General features: G+C 69.1%; 15 protein-coding genes. 10 read left to right on the forward strand and 5 right to left on the reverse strand.

Annotation, left to right across the window (positions count from 1 at the left end; translation table 11 throughout):
- Positions 1-160: 160 nt before the first annotated feature.
- Together HNR07_RS25890 and HNR07_RS25895 are read left to right on the forward strand one after the other, a co-directional pair.
- Entirely contained in the window at positions 161-1714 is a 1554-nt protein-coding gene (locus HNR07_RS25890) for a glycosyltransferase family 2 protein (RefSeq protein ID WP_184367225.1), read from the forward strand.
- Between the two features lie 170 nt (positions 1715-1884).
- Positions 1885-2319, forward strand: a complete 435-nt coding sequence (locus tag HNR07_RS25895; protein WP_184367227.1) for a DUF3817 domain-containing protein — start codon at positions 1885-1887, stop codon at positions 2317-2319.
- On the opposite strand, the gene HNR07_RS25900 is transcribed toward HNR07_RS25895, so the two are convergent.
- The 3 genes from HNR07_RS25900 to HNR07_RS25910 all read right to left on the reverse strand — a co-directional run bounded on the left by HNR07_RS25900 (position 2295) and on the right by HNR07_RS25910 (position 4511).
- Entirely contained in the window at positions 2295-3095 is an 801-nt protein-coding gene (locus tag HNR07_RS25900; protein ID WP_184367229.1) for an SURF1 family protein, read from the reverse strand. The two genes, HNR07_RS25895 and HNR07_RS25900, sit on opposite strands and share 25 nt — an antisense overlap.
- A gap of 514 nt (positions 3096-3609) precedes the next feature.
- Positions 3610-3876, reverse strand: a complete 267-nt coding sequence (locus HNR07_RS34475; RefSeq protein WP_254419158.1) for a type II toxin-antitoxin system VapB family antitoxin — start codon at positions 3874-3876, stop codon at positions 3610-3612.
- Positions 3877-3977: 101 nt separating this feature from the next.
- Positions 3978-4511: a DinB family protein gene (locus HNR07_RS25910; RefSeq protein ID WP_184367231.1), complete on the reverse strand. Its 534-nt coding sequence runs from the start codon at positions 4509-4511 to the stop codon at positions 3978-3980.
- Positions 4512-4663: 152 nt separating this feature from the next.
- Between HNR07_RS25910 and HNR07_RS25915 the strand changes: the two genes are divergently transcribed.
- Positions 4664-5431, forward strand: a complete 768-nt coding sequence (locus HNR07_RS25915; RefSeq protein WP_184367233.1) for an alpha/beta fold hydrolase — start codon at positions 4664-4666, stop codon at positions 5429-5431.
- Between the two features lie 18 nt (positions 5432-5449).
- On the opposite strand, the gene HNR07_RS25920 is transcribed toward HNR07_RS25915, so the two are convergent.
- Complete coding sequence (locus HNR07_RS25920) at positions 5450-5869, reverse strand: VOC family protein (RefSeq protein WP_184367235.1); 420 nt, start codon at positions 5867-5869, stop codon at positions 5450-5452.
- A 262-nt stretch (positions 5870-6131) separates the two neighbouring features.
- On the opposite strand from HNR07_RS25920, the gene HNR07_RS25925 reads away from it, so the two are divergent.
- From HNR07_RS25925 to HNR07_RS25940, 4 genes are all read left to right on the forward strand, one after another.
- On the forward strand, positions 6132-7109 hold the full coding sequence (locus HNR07_RS25925) for an ABC transporter ATP-binding protein (protein ID WP_184367237.1): 978 nt from the start codon (positions 6132-6134) through the stop codon (positions 7107-7109).
- Positions 7106-7969, forward strand: coding sequence for an ABC transporter permease (locus tag HNR07_RS25930; protein WP_184367238.1), 864 nt, complete (start codon positions 7106-7108; stop codon positions 7967-7969). Before HNR07_RS25925 ends, HNR07_RS25930 begins: the two co-directional genes overlap by 4 nt.
- 70 nt (positions 7970-8039) lie before the next feature.
- Complete coding sequence (locus tag HNR07_RS25935; RefSeq protein ID WP_221319868.1) at positions 8040-8234, forward strand: helix-turn-helix transcriptional regulator; 195 nt, start codon at positions 8040-8042, stop codon at positions 8232-8234.
- Positions 8235-8262: 28 nt separating this feature from the next.
- Positions 8263-8811, forward strand: coding sequence for a hypothetical protein (locus HNR07_RS25940; RefSeq protein WP_184367240.1), 549 nt, complete (start codon positions 8263-8265; stop codon positions 8809-8811).
- 1280 nt (positions 8812-10091) lie between these two features.
- Here HNR07_RS25940 and HNR07_RS25945 read toward each other — a convergent pair.
- Complete coding sequence (locus HNR07_RS25945) at positions 10092-10760, reverse strand: class II aldolase/adducin family protein (protein WP_184367242.1); 669 nt, start codon at positions 10758-10760, stop codon at positions 10092-10094.
- 503 nt (positions 10761-11263) lie between these two features.
- Between HNR07_RS25945 and HNR07_RS25950 the strand changes: the two genes are divergently transcribed.
- The 3 genes from HNR07_RS25950 (at position 11264) to HNR07_RS25960 (ending at position 15799) form a co-directional block, all read left to right on the forward strand.
- The gene (locus HNR07_RS25950; protein ID WP_184367244.1) at positions 11264-12790 is read left to right on the forward strand and encodes an aldehyde dehydrogenase family protein; all 1527 of its coding nucleotides are present in this window, start codon (positions 11264-11266) and stop codon (positions 12788-12790) included.
- Between the two features lie 259 nt (positions 12791-13049).
- Positions 13050-14636 carry a GMC family oxidoreductase gene (locus HNR07_RS25955; RefSeq protein WP_184367247.1) on the forward strand — a complete coding sequence of 529 codons (1587 nt, stop codon included), beginning with the start codon at positions 13050-13052 and terminating at the stop codon, positions 14634-14636.
- The gene (locus tag HNR07_RS25960; RefSeq protein ID WP_184367249.1) at positions 14633-15799 is read left to right on the forward strand and encodes a quaternary amine ABC transporter ATP-binding protein; all 1167 of its coding nucleotides are present in this window, start codon (positions 14633-14635) and stop codon (positions 15797-15799) included. The genes HNR07_RS25955 and HNR07_RS25960 overlap by 4 nt, the downstream gene beginning before the upstream one ends.
- Position 15800: the final 1 nt, after the last annotated feature.

Raw genomic sequence — 15800 nt, forward strand, 5'->3', positions numbered from 1 at the left:
AATGGGTACCACCTCACGCAAGCCCATGTATACGATTTGCGTGGCCTACATAGGACGCGAACTCGGGTGAACCTACCGGTCGCGTAGGGCGTCAACCTAACGCCGACTTTGCGGGTTAATGTCGGTCCGAAACCGATAACATTCGGAGGGTCCCAGGGCTGTGCGTATCGTGCGATTCATCGGCGGGCTGCTGACCGGGCTGATAGCCCTGGTCCTGGCTGTCGCACTCTTTGTCTACTGGTTCGACTTCGCGTCGTCCATGGCCGCCGCCGCGGGGATCGGTGCCCTCGGCTACGTCTTCCTGTGGATGGCCTTCGGCCTGAACCTCCTGCTGTGGACCGTGGCCGGTCTGCTCAGGCTGGCCGAGGGCGGGGTCCGCAAGGCCCTGCGCAGAAGGCCCGAGGACCTCCAGCGCACGGCGGTCACCGGTGGGCGCCACCGGGAACGGGTCCTCGTGGGAGCGGGCGGGCCGGGCGGCGGCGTCGCGCTGGCCGAAAGCGGCCCCGAGGCCGGTGCCGCCAACGGCGCCGTCAGCACGGTGGAACCCGGTGGCGACCTCACGGAGCAGCGCCTGGCGGAGACCACCATCGCCGTCATCATCCCGGCGCACAACGAGGAGCCGGTGATCGACACCGCGATCTCCTCCGCGCTGGGCCTGTTCAACCGGTGGGACATCTACGTGGTCTCGGACTCGTCCAAGGACGCGACCGCCGAGATCGCGGCCAAGACCGGCGTGAACGTCCTCGAACTCCTCACCAACCGGGGCAAGGCGGGGGCCATCGAAGCGGTCATCGAGGAGTTCTCCCTGACCGAGAACTACGACGGCGTGCTGATTCTGGACGCCGACACGGAGCTCGACGCGGGATACGTGGAGGGCGCCAAACGTCAACTGCTCGACCAGGACGTGGCCGCCGTCGCCGGGTTCGTGGTCTCGGAGTGGAAGCCGAGGGAACGCAACATCATCGGGCGGATCATCTCGGCCTACCGGGACCGCCTGTACTTCATGCTCCAGTACTTCATGCGTTTCGGTCAGACCTGGAAGCGGGCCAACACCTCCTTCATCGTCCCGGGGTTCGCGAGCGTGTACCGCAGCCGCGCCCTGCGGGAGATCACCGTCAACCCGCCGGGGCTGGTGATCGAGGACTTCAACATGACCTTCGAGGTGCACCGCAAGCGCCTGGGCCGGATCTCGATGCGGCCGGACACGAAGGCCTACAGCCAGGACCCGTTCACGTTCAAGGACTACCGCAAGCAGGTGGGCCGCTGGACGCTGGGCTTTTGGCAGACGGTCCGGCGCCACAAGGTGTGGCCGAGCTTCTTCTGGGTGGCGCTGGCGCTGTACATCATCGAGGTCGTCCTGGTCTCGTTCCTCTTCCTGGTCACCGTGGCGATCGCGGTGTTCGTACTGATCGGCACGTTCGGCGGGGAGGCGGTGGCGGGGCTGCCGTACTTCTCCGACGGCTTCACCGCGGTGACGGCCTTCCTTCCGCTGACCGCCCTGATGATCGGTCTGCTCGTGCCCGACTACATGCTGACCTGCGTCATGACCATGATCCGGCGGCGTCCGTCGTACCTCTTCTACGGCCTGTTCTTCTTCCCGATCCGCGTCGTGGACTCCTACCTGTCCCTGCGGATGATCCCGAAGGCCTGGACGGCCAAGTCCGACGGGCGGTGGAGCCCGCCGACCCGCGTCAACAACAAGGACAAGAAGTAGGCCCGGTCGACGGTCCGACCGTGACCCATGCCCAGCCCCACCGGACAGACCTGCTACGAACTGCGAAAATGTGAGATTGTCCGGGCACGGTCACCCCGAGGACCCGCCGTGCCGGACAGCGCTTAGCCTCGATGGAGGGGACCCGACCCTCCTCGGGGCGAAGTCGTTGAATGGGTGAAGTCGCAGTGGACAAGAGGCGTGTTTCGTTCGCGTTGTACCGGGTGCTCGCATACATCACGGGTGTTTTCCTGTTGGGGCTGACCTTCCTGGCGATGCCCGCGAAGTACCTGGTCGGTGAGACCTCGATGTTCGCCCTGGTCGGCGCACCCCAGGGCTGGGAGCACTGGTTCGGTCCCGAGTCACCGCTGATGCACTACGTCGTCATGCCGCACGGCTACATCTACATGGCCTACGTGCTCGTCACCCTGTGGGTCTCCCTGGACCGCCGTTGGGACGCGGGCCGCACCCTGGGGGTCGTGCTCGCTGGCACCGTTCCGATCCTGGGTTTCGTGGTCGAGCACCGGGTGGTCAAGTCCGAGAAGGCCAGGGAAATCGAGGCCGAGCGGCGGGCCGCGCAGGCTCAGGAGCCCGCGCCCACCGGCTGATCCGAGTCCTCTCCGTTCTCCGCCGAGGCCCTACCCGTATTACGGGTACGGGCCTCGGCCAGTTCACGCCGCATGAGGATGATCCAGAAGACCACCGCGGAGACGCCGAACATGGCCCACTGGACGGCGTAGCTGAGGCTGCGCCAGTTGATCGTGAACTCGGTGGGCGGTTCCGGCGGCGGCACCGGGGTGAGCCCGTCGACGGCGGGTTCGCGCTCGGGCAGGGTGACGTAGGCCGCGTAGATCCGGTAGTCCCACTCACCGACCAGCACGGACGGGGCGATCCGTTCGACCGTGCCCACCTCGGGCCGGCCCATCGGGACGAACCCCTCCGCATGCTCCTGCGGCGGCTGGAGCCAGCCGGTGACGGTGACCTCGCCCTCGGGCGGCGCGGGCAGGTCGGTGCCGTCCTCGGACCAGCCCCGGTTGACCGGCAGGGCCACACCCTCCCCGGTGACCAGCGGGATGACCACCGCGTAACCCTCGTCCCCGTCCATGCGCTGGGGCACGAGGAGCTGCGACTCCGCGTCGAAGTGCCCGCTGGCCTCGACCGCGGTGTTCGTCGTGAGGTTCGGGTGCAGGAACTCGCCGGGCTCACCGAGATCGGTGATGGACACGGCGTCGGCCAGGTCCTCCACCGGATTGGTGATGACGTCGCGGTCGGGTTCGAAGGCAGTGGTGCCCTGCCAGTAGGTCCCGGCGACACACACGACGGCCACGAGCACGGCCACGAGGTGCAGGCCGATCCAACGCGGGGTGAACAGCGGTGATCTCACCTCACCAGGCTATGTCCGCCTTCCGAGCACCCGCTCATGACCCCGTGTTGACGATGCCCACAGCGGCTTGGCCGTTCCTCACCCCAGGAATGGCGATCACTTTAAGTAGTTTCCCGTGACAGAGGGTTGTTATTCGAGGGTGTGGTGGGTAGTGTTCCTATCAACGCGGAACGACAAGATCGCTTCCACGTGGCAGACCTTCAAGGCCGCGACTCCCGGGGGGAGGAGTCGCAGGCCGCTTCCCAGAGCGAGGGTTGCCTCCGTACTTTGAGGGGGGATGCGGAGGCGACCCTCGCCACCTCGTAGACGGGGACGTTTCCACTGGTCGGTGGGGGCGTCCCCGTTGCCGTTGCCGGGGAGTTCCGCTACCCGTCCCCACCTGTGCCCGGTGGTATCCGGATGCTTCCCGTTCCCTTGTCCACGCGGGATGCGGAGGCGGCCCTCGCCGCCGTCGTGGACGGGGCGGATTCACCGGTCGGTGCGTCCGCCCCGCTCGTGTCCCGGGGCCCGTTCGTCAGGAGCCGTTCTCCCGGCGGCGCCGGATCGCCCCCTGGTGGAACTCGCCCCTGTCCACCGAACCCCTGCTCTCCCGGCCCCCCTGACCGCTCCGGGGCGCCGCCTCGGAGCGGTCGCGCTCTCCGAGGGTCTCGGTCCGGCTCCGGTGCCGGGCCGCGAACACCCGCAGGGCCAGGTTGACCGCGTCGTCCTGGTTGCGGGCGCCGGAGAAACGCATGGTCTCCCGGAGGGCCTCGTCGTCGATGTCGATCCAGGTCGGGCTCACTCCGCGCTCCTCGCCGCTCGGGAATGGGGCCACCCCATGGTCCCGCATACGGAGAGTGTCGCGTGCGCTACCCATCAAGGAATCCGTCGGCGTGTCGCGGGTCAACCCATGGTCTTCTGGCCGTCGATGGACTCGCGGATGATGTCGGCGTGGCCGCAGTGCTGCGCGGTCTCGCGGATCAGGTGCAGGAGAACGTCACGGGCGGTCCAGGAGGTGTCCTCCGGGAACCAGGGGGCGGCGGGGAGCGGCCGGCTGACCTCCAGGCTGCCCAGGGGCCGGATGTAGGCCTCGGTGGCCCGCGCCGTCTCCGCGTAGTGGGCCAGGACCCCTTCCACGGTCTCGTCGCCGACCAGTCGGAAGGTGTTCTCGTGGTGGTCGTAGGTCTCCTGGGCCTCGTAGTCGACCTCCGGGGAGCCCTGTTCGATGAACTGGAGCCAGCCGCGTTCGGTGTTGGACAGGTGCTTGACCAGTCCGATCAGGTTCAGGGCGCTGACGGTCGGTCGCTCCTGGAGCCGCTCGTCGTCCAGGCCCCGCACCGTGGTGAGCAGGAATTCGCGCTGCTCGGCGAGGAAGGCCAGCAGCGCCTCCCGCTCGACATCGACCTGGCTGTTGTTCTCGGTGGCCGTCGCCGCCATGGGAACTCTCCTTCGTCGGGTCCGTCTCGGTACCTCGACTCTAGGAAGCATGGCGGTCAGTTCCTGTCCTCCATTGGAGGGGCATGACGCGGTTTTCTGGCTTCCTCGAAAGCACTGTGGATAACCTGGCCGTCTGGCGACCCGGAGGTTCCATGGCCCTGATACCGCTCCAGTACCGACTCGACGGCCCCAAGCACGCACCCGTCGTGCTGCTCGTGCCGCCGTTCGGAACGAAGATGTCGGTCTGGGAACCCCAGATGCCCGAACTCACCCGCAACCGCCGGGTACTGCGGGTCAACCACCGGGGGCACGGGTTCTCCCCGGCGCCCGAGGGGCCCTACTCGGTCGAGGACCTGGCCCTGGACATCCTCGGTGTGCTGGAGGAGCGGGGGTTCTCCCGGGTCTCGGCGGTCGGTGCGGGCTTCGGCGGCTCCCTGCTGCTCTGGATCGCCGCCAACTCCCCCCGAACCCTGGAGCGGCTCGCGCTGCTGGCCGGGACTCCGCGCACCCCGGCCATGCACCGCTGGGACCGGATCGCCGCCAGGGTGCGGGGGACGGGGCTGGACTCGGTCACCGCGGACGTGGTCCTGCCCTGGTTCACCCCGGACCTGACCGACGACCGCCCGGAGGTCGCGGCACGCTTCACCGAGGACTTCGGCGGTATCGACGCCGGTGCCTTCGCCTCGATCTGCGACGCCGTGTCCGGGCTGGACCAACGCAACCTGGTGGCCGAGGTGCGGGTGCCGACCATGGTGGTCTCCGCCGCGCACGACCCCCTGCTGCCGCCCGGGCACGGGCGCAGGCTCGCCGACGGGATCTCCGGTGCCCGGTTCGAGGTGGTCTACGGCGCCGCGCACCTTCTCGGGGTGGAGCGCGCCGACCGGGTCAACGAACTGCTCGTGGAGCACGTGGCGGCCTGAGCGCCCTCAGGCCGCTGCTCAGACGTCTCGGTCGTCGGCGGGAACCGGGATCAGCGGGCAGTTGATCTCCAGGAGGTAGCCGTCCGGGTCGCGGAAGTGGGCGGCCCGGATGCCCCACGCGGTCCAGTCCCGGGGCTCCATCACCAGACGGGCGCCGTCCGCGACCAGCTTGGCGGCGGACTCGTCCACGTCGTCCACCTCGAAGATCACCGCGAACCGGTCCTGGTGCGGGAGTTCGGGGTCGGCGGTGTCGGTCTCCAGGGCCTCGGCCATCACCTCGCGCTGGTTGATCGCCAGCCGGGTCCGGGACTGCACGTCGAACTCGGCGTAGCGGCTGTTCTCGTCGCCCCACAGGACCGGGAGCTTGAGGACGTCGGCGTAGAAGCGGAAGCAGGCCTCGTAGTCGTTGACGAGGAGCCTGATGTAGCTACAGCGCATGGGAGCCTCCTGCCGTGGCGGGTTGGTCGTCGGCACCATTCTCACGTCTGAGACTGACGGATCACTGAGTATCCGTACCCGGATGTCGCGTGGCCGGATGTGGCCACTCCTCTTTTCCATCCTGGCTGACCTGCGGGTTCGGGGCTGAGCGCTCTTTCGCGGCCGCCGTTGTCACTCTGCTGCCCATGATACTTTCTGTGCTCGAAAATGTAGTACATGTACTATCAATCGAAGTAGAAGGACGACGAACGAAAGGACTGCTGTGACGAGTCAGGCGGCGCAGGGCCGGTCCAGGGCCAGCGCACCGGCCACCGGGACCCCGGCCGAGACCGTACTGCGGGTCAGTGACCTGCGGATGAACTACGGCAGTACCGAGGTCCTCAAGGGGGTCGACCTCACCGCCCGGCGCGGCGAGGTCATCGCGCTCCTGGGGCCCAACGGCGCGGGCAAGACCACCACCATCGAGATCCTCGAGGGCTTCCGTCGCCGCTCCGCCGGTGACGTCGACGTCCTGGGCTCCGACCCGGACCACGGTGACGAGGAGTGGCGTTCCCGGCTGGGCGTGGTCCTCCAGTCCTGGCGCGACCACGGCGCCTGGCGGGTCCGCGACCTGCTGCACCACTTCGGGCGCTTCTACGCCCCGCACTCCACGCCCGAGCGCGTCCGCCCGCACGAGACCGACGCGCTCCTGGACCTGGTCGGCCTCACCGAGCACGCCACCAAGCGGATCAAGACCCTCTCCGGCGGGCAGCGCCGCCGCCTGGACGTGGCCATCGGCGTCGTCGGCCGCCCCGAACTGCTCTTCCTCGACGAACCCACCGCCGGGTTCGACCCCAAGGCCCGCCGCGACTTCCACGACCTGGTGTTCCGGCTCGCCGACGAGGAGGACACCACGATCCTGCTCACCACCCACGACCTCGACGAGGCCGAGAAGCTCGCCGACCGCATCCTCCTCCTCGCCGGGGGGCGGATCGTCGCCGACGGCAGCCCCGCCCAGCTCTCCTCCCTGATCGCCCAGGACAGCGAGGTCACCTGGAGCGTCGACGGGCAGCGCCACGTCCACAGCACCGACAACCCCGCCAAGCACGTCGCGGAGCTGTACGCCGAGCACGCGGACGCGGTCACCGAACTGAGGGTGACCCGGCCCTCCCTGGAGGACGTCTACCTCGCCATGGTCCAGCGGTACGAGAGCGGTGACGCCGAGCGCGCCGCCGAAGAGTTCACGAAGGAGACCCGATGAGCACCTCCGTCGGCCCCAGGGTCAACGCCGCCCGCGCCGGACTGAACCGGGGCCTGGTCGAGTTCCGCGCCTCGATGGGCAACGCCCAGGAGGTGATCTTCGGCTACGCGCTGTTTCCCGCGCTCTTCCTCGGGATGGCGTTCTTCCTCGACGACGGCGACTCCGAAGGGCCCGGCGCGGGGCTGGGGATCATCTTCACCGGACTCGTCATGTTGATGGCGCTCCTGGGCGTGATGACCACCGCCCAGGTCCTGGCCACCGAACGCGAGGACGGGACGCTCCTGCGCTCCCGGGCCGTCCCGCACGGCATGGTCGGGTACGCGGTCGGCAGGACCGTGCACATCCTGCTGATGTCGGTGTTCTCCCTGTCCCTGCTGTTGGTACCGGCACTGCTGTTCATCGACGGCGTCGCCCTTCAGGGCTGGCAGGGCGCCTTCACCCTGCTGTGGGTCTGCCTGCTCGGCCTGACCACGCTGTCCCTGATCGGCGCGGTCCTCGGTTCGCTGATCAGCAACCCCCGGATGGGTGTCGGCCTGGCCATGCTGCCGCTCATGGGGCTGGTGGGGATCTCTGGGATCTTCACCCCCGTGGATTTCCTGCCCGGCTGGGTCCAGGGCGTCGCCATGGTCTTCCCGATCTACTGGATGGGCGAGGGGGTGCGCGCCGCGCTCTTCCCGGCCGAGGCTCTGGCCGCCGGGGGGTACGACGTTCCAGAGTTGCCGCTGGTCGCCGGAGTGCTGGCACTGTGGGCGGTGACCGGGTTCCTCGTCGCGCAGGCTGTGCTGCGGCGGATGGCCCGTCGTACGTCGGGGTCGCGGGTCCAGGCGGCCCGAGAGGAAGCGATGAAGCGTGCCTACTGAGAACAAACAGAGCGGCAACGGCCGCCGTGCCAAGGCGGCGGCCGCGGAGACCATCTACAACCGGATCGCCATGCTGCGAGCCGAACGCGACGTCTCCCGCCGCCAGCTGGCCGAGGCCCTGGGGGTCCACTACCAGACCGTCGGCTACCTGGAACGGGGCGAGTACAGCCCCAGCCTCCACCTGGCACTGCGCATCGCGAAGTACTTCGAGGTGCCGGTCGAGGTCGTCTTCTCCACCGAACCCTTCCCCCGCATCGGCCAGTAGGCCGCCTCCCCCTCAGAAGGAGCCTCCCGTGAAGCCCCTGAAGTCCCTGCTTCCCATTCCCGGCGACAACCTCCTGCTGGCCGACACCGAGAAGCCCGCCCTGAACCGCGTCCGGGCCTCCCGGACCCGCCGACGGCTCCATGCCGTACTGCTCGTCCTGCTGGTCCTGGCCGCCTGCGCCAGCCTGGCCGCAGGGGGCATCGCCGATCCCGGCAATCTGGATCTCCTCCTGACGGTGGCGTTCCTCGGTCTGCTCGGCCCGGTTCTCTACCTGATCACCAGGCTGAATCAGATCACCCGAATGTCACTGCCGTACCGGCTCCTGGATGAGCGCCAGCGCGGGGACCGCGACGACGCACACCGCTTCGGCCAGCACATGACGAGCGCGATGCTGGGATCGAGCTTCGTCTTGTCCGCACTCAACAAGATCGTCTTCAGCCCCGGGGGAGCGGACTTCCCCGGTTGGCTCGTCCTGCCGCTGCTCTGGTCGCTGGTGATGGCCCACACGACGACCCCGGCCCTCTACCTCGCCTGGACCCAGCCCGACGAGCTCCCCGAGGAAGAACCGGTCGCCTAGGTGTACTGCCCAGCCCGGATATCGACCAACAGGCCACTGAGCTGCAGTCCTGCCGGGCTGCTATCTCGTGGGGCTGCTACCCCGCCGAGCCTCGTGTAGGACGGGCATTGCCCGCTCAGGTACTGGGGGAGAAGCCATCCTGATGTGTGCCTGCCTCGCTGTGCGGGGTTCCTCCGTTTCCCGTCGCGTGATGGTTGCCGTCTGCGCTGCGACGGCGGTGGGCGGCTATCGGGAAACGGGGCAGGTGTGGTCGGGGTGGCAGGCGGGCCCCAGAGGGGCCCAACGGGGCCAAAGGCAACTGCCAACGGCCAACTGCTTCGGTCTTCGGCCGGTCCTCTCCCCACCCCGGTGCGCAACGCCTGGCCGTGTCGCGGCCGGTCATGGGCCCGGACGGAAAGGCGGCGGCGAGGGCAGCGGGTTCTTCACCTCTGCGGGGATCGGGGTGCGTGTCGCGGCCGGTCATGCGTGCCATCGGGCCAGCCGGTGGTGAGGGCGGGGTTCAGCGCTGTGGTGTCGGCCCCGGGCAAGCCGAGTGTCTGTAACCCGCACCTGGGGGTGGTCCGCTGCTTCCGAAACCCCTTCATTCCCGGTGATCTTGCTACCAGGAGCAAGTTCGGCGCCGAACTTGCTCCTGGTAGCAAGATCATCTTTGAAAGGGGGGCCGAAACCGGGTCCGGGGGGCTGGTGGGCTGCTGGTGGTGTTCGCTGGCACGGGTGGCCGGCCGCGACACGGCCCGCCGGTCTGCGCAGGGCTGGGGAGAGGACCGGCCGAGGACCGGGGTAGTTGGGCCCGTCTGCCGCCCCGGACCGTACCTGCCCCGTTTCCCGATAGCCGCCCACCGCCGTCGCAGCGAAGCGGGTCAAGGCGGAGCGCCACTCCAGCGCGAAGCGCTCCGACGGCCACGACCTCGACGCGCGCAGCACAGACGGCCACCATCACGGGACGGGAAACGGGGAACCCCCAGGTACCCCAGGTACCCCAGGAACCCCAGGTACCCGAGGAACCGCACACCACGCAGGGGCCCGGCAGCGGGCGAGGGTTCCGGTGCCACTGGCGGCCGGTCCGGTAAGGAGGTCTGTGCGAGTTCACCGACAGCGCGCTTGGGGATCAGCCATGCCCCCGGGCGGTGTCAGTCGCCTGTGAGTGTTGGTTGGGGTGGCTCAGGCCTGGGTGGTGAGGATGACGCGGAGTGCGGCGTTCCACTACAGAGAGGAGAGGGCCAGTCTCGCTGCCGGATTCCTTCTCTAGTACAGGCCGTTGCCTGAGCGCAGGCCCCGCTTTAGTACAGGAAGGGGTCGGGGCCCGCCCAGCCGTAGTTGTCGCGTTGACGGGCCTCGGCGAGCTCGTCCTCGGAGAGGACTCGGGGCTGGCCGACCCAGCGGGCGCGCAGGTAGGTGGTGCAGAGCCAGTCGAGCAGCCGGAAGTTCTCCATGGCGTGCTCCAGGTTCCGGCCCAGGGCCAGACCGCCGTGGTTGGCGAGCAGGGCGGCGTCCCGGCCTTTGAGGGCCTTGACCGCCTGGTCGGCGATGTCACCGGTGCCGTAGGGCATGTACGGGGTCACGCTGATCGCTCCGCCCAGGCCGGCGGCGCGGTGGTGGATCGGGGGCAGTTCGGGGAGCACCGAGGACACCGCGGTGGTGTCGGTGGTGAACGCGTTGACCAGGGCGAGGGATTCGCGGCCGTGGTCGGCGGCGTGGCGGTGCACGGCCATGTGCAGGGTGGTCTCGGCGGCCGGGTCTCGGCGGCCCTCGAGCATCCGGTCGTCCAGGGACATCACCGGGCAGTCCTGCGGCTGGATCTGGTCCAGCGGGAGACCATGGGGGGTCACCACCACCAGGTCGCCGCTGCGGACGCTGACGGACCCCGCTTCGCCGGGGGCGGTTCCCGGGTGCTGGGCGATGGCGCGGGCGGTCAGGCAGACATCGCGGCGTTCCTGTTCAAGCAGCATGCGTTCCTCAGCGGGGTGCGCGGGCAGCGGTCCATGGGGGTGCTTCTCGGAGAGAGTCGGCGAACCAACTTAGGTACACCTAAATGTACGTCAAAGAGTCCGATTTGTATTCCCCGGGTCTCCGGAACGGAGAGTCAGGTCACCAGAGCGTGCCGGTAGGCGTACACCCCCGCCCGCGCGCGGTGGCGGGGTCGACCCGGTCCCGACCGCCGTCCGAACCTCCAGTGCTCGGCCCCTGAAACCTGAGCCCGGCCCACCCCCGAGGTCAACACAAATGCACGTCAAAGACTCGTTCCGGTCTTCCCCACGGTGGAGTGTCCACCCGTGGTCGGGTAAGCCCGGAACGTAGGTGTTGCCTGAAGGGCCTGGTGATCTGAGCCACGGAGAAGGCATCCCACAACGCGCTGTTTTTCCTGATCAGTATGGGTTGTGGGAACGTTGTGGCATAAGTGACCTACGAGACGAGGCAGTTTGTGACTAGCGATCTTGGGCAGAAGGGGTCCGTGAACCAGACCCGTGCATCCCTGCCGTCCGTGCCGTACCTGTCCGAGCCGGGTGCGGCCACGGCCACCAGTCTGTACATCGACGGAGAGTGGCGGGCGGCGCAGAACGGACGCGTCCGGGAAATCCTGGACCCCGCGGACGCATCCGTTCTGACCATCGTCAGTGAAGGCGGCAAGGCCGACACCGAGGCCGCCATCGCCGCCGCCCGCCGCGCCTTCGACGGCGGCGAGTGGCGCAGCACCACGGCCGGGGACCGCGGCCGGATCCTCGAGCGGATCGCCGACCTGCTCCAGCGCGACCGCGAGGAGATCGCGGTCATGGAGTCGCTCGACACCGGCAAGACCATCGAGGAGGGCGGGATCGACGTCGACGACGTCACCAACGTCTTCCGCTACTACGCCGGGCTGGCCGACAAGGACGCCGGACGGCTGGTGTCCGCGCCCGAGGGCGTGCACAGCAAGGTCGTCTACGAGCCGGTCGGCGTCTGCGGCATGATCACGCCGTGGAACTACCCGCTGCTCCAGCTCGCCTGGAAGATGGCCCCGGCCATCGCCGCGGGCAACACCATGGTGATCAAGCCGAGCGAGGTCACCCCGGTGACCACCGCCAAGCTGGTCGAGCTCACCACCGAGGCGGGCATCCCCGCCGGTGTGGTCAACATGGTCCTGGGCAGCGGCCCCGACGCGGGCGCACCGCTGTCCGAGCACCCCGACGTCGACCTGGTCTCCTTCACCGGCGGTCTGGTCACCGGGCGCCGGATCATGGCCGCGGCCGCCGAGACGGTCAAGAAGATCGCCCTGGAGCTGGGCGGCAAGAACCCGAACATCATCTTCCCCGACGTGGACCTGGACACGGCCGTGGACTACGCGCTCAGCGCCGCGTTCTTCCACTCCGGTCAGGTGTGTTCGGCCGGTGCGCGACTGATCGTGCACAACGACATCTACGACGCCTTCACCACCGAGCTCGCCCGCCGGGCCGAGGCCATCCGGATCGGCCGCGGCCAGGACGAGGGCGTGCGCTGCGGGCCGCTGGTCTCCGCCGAGCACCGGGCCAAGGTCGAGAAGGCCGTGGCGCGCGGCGTCGAAGAGGGCGCGAAGGTCATCGCGGGCGGAAAGCGCCCCGACGACGCCGATCTCCAGGACGGCTACTTCTACCGCCCCACCGTGTTCGTGGACTGCGACCGGTCCATGGACATCGTCCAGACCGAGGTCTTCGGCCCGGTCGTGACCGTCGAGCGCTTCGAGACCGAAGAGCAGGCGATCGAGCTGGGCAACGACACCGACTACGGGCTCTCCGGCGGTGTCTGGACCAACGACACCGCCCGCGGCGAGCGCGTGGCCGCGGCCCTGCGCCACGGCACGGTGTGGATCAACGACTACGGTCCCTACTTCCCGGGCGCAGAGTGGGGCGGCTTCGGCCGCAGCGGCGTTGGCCGCGAACTCGGCCTGGCCGGTCTCGACGAGTACCGCGAGGCCAAGCACGTCTACCGGAACCTGTCGCCCGAGCCGCAGCGCTGGTTCGGCTAGCGCCGGTCCGGTTGACCGACCCGAGGGTTCCGGGTGGCTGAACCGCCCGGAACCCCGAGGTCACCCGCCGGTGCGGGTCCGTCCTACGCATCGGCGGGTGCCCTCCTCGCCAGTGCGCGGCGCACGAATCCACACCGCGCGTCGCGCCCATCACCACCGCGTGTCGAACGACCCCGTGCGACAGCCGGGAAACCAAAAAACACACGGGTCGGTCTCCCCCCGCCATCCCCCGAGCAAGAGAAACGAGAGGATTCGGGCCGTGTCCATGAACGAAACCACTTACGACTACGTCATCGTCGGCGGAGGCACCGCGGGATCGGTGATCGCCAACCGGCTCACCGAGGATCCCGGCACCACCGTCTGCGTCATCGAGGGCGGGCCCGACGACCGGGACCACGAGAACGTGCTCCGGCTCCGCGACTGGTTGAGCGTCCTCGACAGCGACCTCGACTACGGGTACACCACCACCGAGCAGCCCAACGGCAACTCGCACATCCTGCACTCGCGCGCCCGGGTGCTGGGCGGCTGCTCCTCGCACAACACCCTCATCAGCTTCCGGCCGTTCGCCGAGGACCTGGACGAGTGGGTCGCCGCGGGCGCCGAGGGCTGGGACAACGCCACCGTGCAGTCCTACGCCGACCGCATCAAGTGCAACATCATCCCCATCGCGGAGAAGGACCGCAACGCCATGGTCAAGGACTGGGTGTCCTCGGCCTCCGAAGCCGCCGGCGTTCCGGTCATCGAGGACTTCAACGCCCTGACCTCGCACGGCGGCGGGTTCGCCGACGGCGCGGGCTTCCTGTCCATCGCCTACGACCCCTACACCGGCTACCGCTCCTCCGCCTCGGTGGCCTACCTGCACCCCATCATGGACGTGCGGAAGAACCTCACCGTGCTGCTGGAGACCTGGGTCGGCCAGGTCCTCTTCGACGGCGACCGCGCCACCGGCGTCAGCGCCACCACCTCGGGCGGCGAGCAGATCACGGTCAACGCGCGCCAGGAGGTCATCCTGGCCGCGGGCGCCGTGGACAGCCCCCGCCTGCTGATGCTGTCCGGCGTCGGCAACGCCGAGGAGCTGGGTGCGGTCGGCATCGAGAGCCGCCACGACCTGCCGGGCGTGGGCGAGAACCTCCAGGACCACCCCGAGTCGATCATCATGTGGGAGACCAACGAGCGGGTCCCCGAGGAGACCGTGATGGACTCCGACGCGGCCCTGTTCGTGCGGCGCGACAAGAGCGACCCCCGCCCGGACCTGATGTTCCACATCTACCAGATCCCCTTCGACGACAACACGAAGCGGCTGGGCTATGACTCGCCCGAGGACGGTTACGCGGTCTGCATGACCCCGAACATCCCCCGGTCCCGCGGTCGCGGCAAGCTCTCCCTGACCAGCAGCGACCCCAAGGCGCCGCCCGCCCTGGACTTCCGTTACTTCACCGACCCCGAGGGGTACGACGAGAAGACCATCGTGGACGGGCTGAAGATCGCTCGCGAGGTCGCCGCGACCGAGCCCTTCAAGTCGTGGCTCAAGCGCGAGGTCGCCCCCGGTCCGAAGGTCCAGACGGACGAGGAGCTGTCCGAGTACGGTCGCCGCGCCGCGCACACCGTCTACCACCCGGCCGGTACCTGCAAGATGGGCGCCGCCGACGACGACACCGCAGTGGTCGACCCCCGCCTGAAGGTGCGCGGTCTGCGCGGCCTGCGGATCGCCGACGCCTCGGTGTTCCCGACCCTGCCCACGCCCAACCCGATGGTCATGGTCCTCGCCCTGGGCGAGCGCGCCGCGGACCTGATCCGCCAGGACCGCGCGGCGGGCCGGGCGGCGGAGAAGAAGGAGACCCGATGAGTACCCAGGCCACCGAGACGGCCCCGGCCGCGGGCCCGTCCGACGTGACCTTCTCCGTCCGCAACCTGTGGAAGATCTTCGGCAGGAACGCCGACAGCGTCATCGGCACCGACCTGGAGCGGGCCGACCGGGACGTCATCAAGGAGCGGACCGGCTGCACCGTCGCGGTGCGCGACGTCTCCTTCGACGTTCGCCCCGGTGAGATCTTCGTGGTCATGGGCCTGTCCGGGTCCGGCAAGTCCACGCTGATCCGGTGCCTGACCCGGCTGATCGAGCCGACCTCCGGTTCGGTGCTGCTCGACGGTGAGGACATCGAGGAGGCCAGCGACCAGCGGCTGCGCGAGCTGCGCAGGCACAAGATGGCCATGGTCTTCCAGCACTTCGGGCTGCTGCCCAACCGCAAGATCATCGACAACGTCGCCTACGGCCTGGAGGTGCGCGGGATGCCGCGCCCCGAACGCTACGCGCGGGCCCGCGAGATGATCGACATGGTCGGCCTGACCGGCTATGAGAACGCCCGCCCCGGCGAACTCTCCGGCGGTATGCAGCAGCGCGTGGGCCTGGCCCGCGCGCTGGCGGTGGACCCGCAGGTCCTGCTGTTCGACGAACCGTTCAGCGCCCTGGACCCGCTGATCCGCCGGGACATGCAGAACGAGGTCGTCCGGCTCCAGCGCGAGCTGAACAAGACCTCGGTGTTCATCACCCACGACCTCCAGGAAGCGCTCAAGCTGGGCGATCGCATCGCCATCATGCGCGACGGCGAGCTCGTCCAGGTCGGCACCCCGGAGGAGGTCGTGGGCCGCCCGGCCAACGCCTACGTCGCCGACTTCACCTCCGACGTCGCCCGCACCACCGTGCTCACCGCGCGGTGGCTGGTCCGCGACGCCTTCCCCGACGAGCGCACGGACGGCCCGACCACCGAGCCGGGCACCGTCCTGGCCCATATCCTGCCCATGCTCGCCGCGAGCACCGCCCCGGTCCGGGTCGTGGAGGGCGACACCCTCCTCGGCTACGTGGGCCGTGACGACGTGCTGCGCGCCATCGCGGAGGACCAGCTGGAGGGGGCCGAACAGGTCGCCGCGATCGAGGAGGAGACGGTGGAGGAGATCTCCGACGAGGCCACCGACCACGCCGGCCCCGCGCCGACCGGGAACGGTGGGTGAC

Source organism: Nocardiopsis metallicus, from assembly GCF_014201115.1.
In the GTDB taxonomy this organism is placed as follows: domain Bacteria; phylum Actinomycetota; class Actinomycetes; order Streptosporangiales; family Streptosporangiaceae; genus Nocardiopsis; species Nocardiopsis metallicus.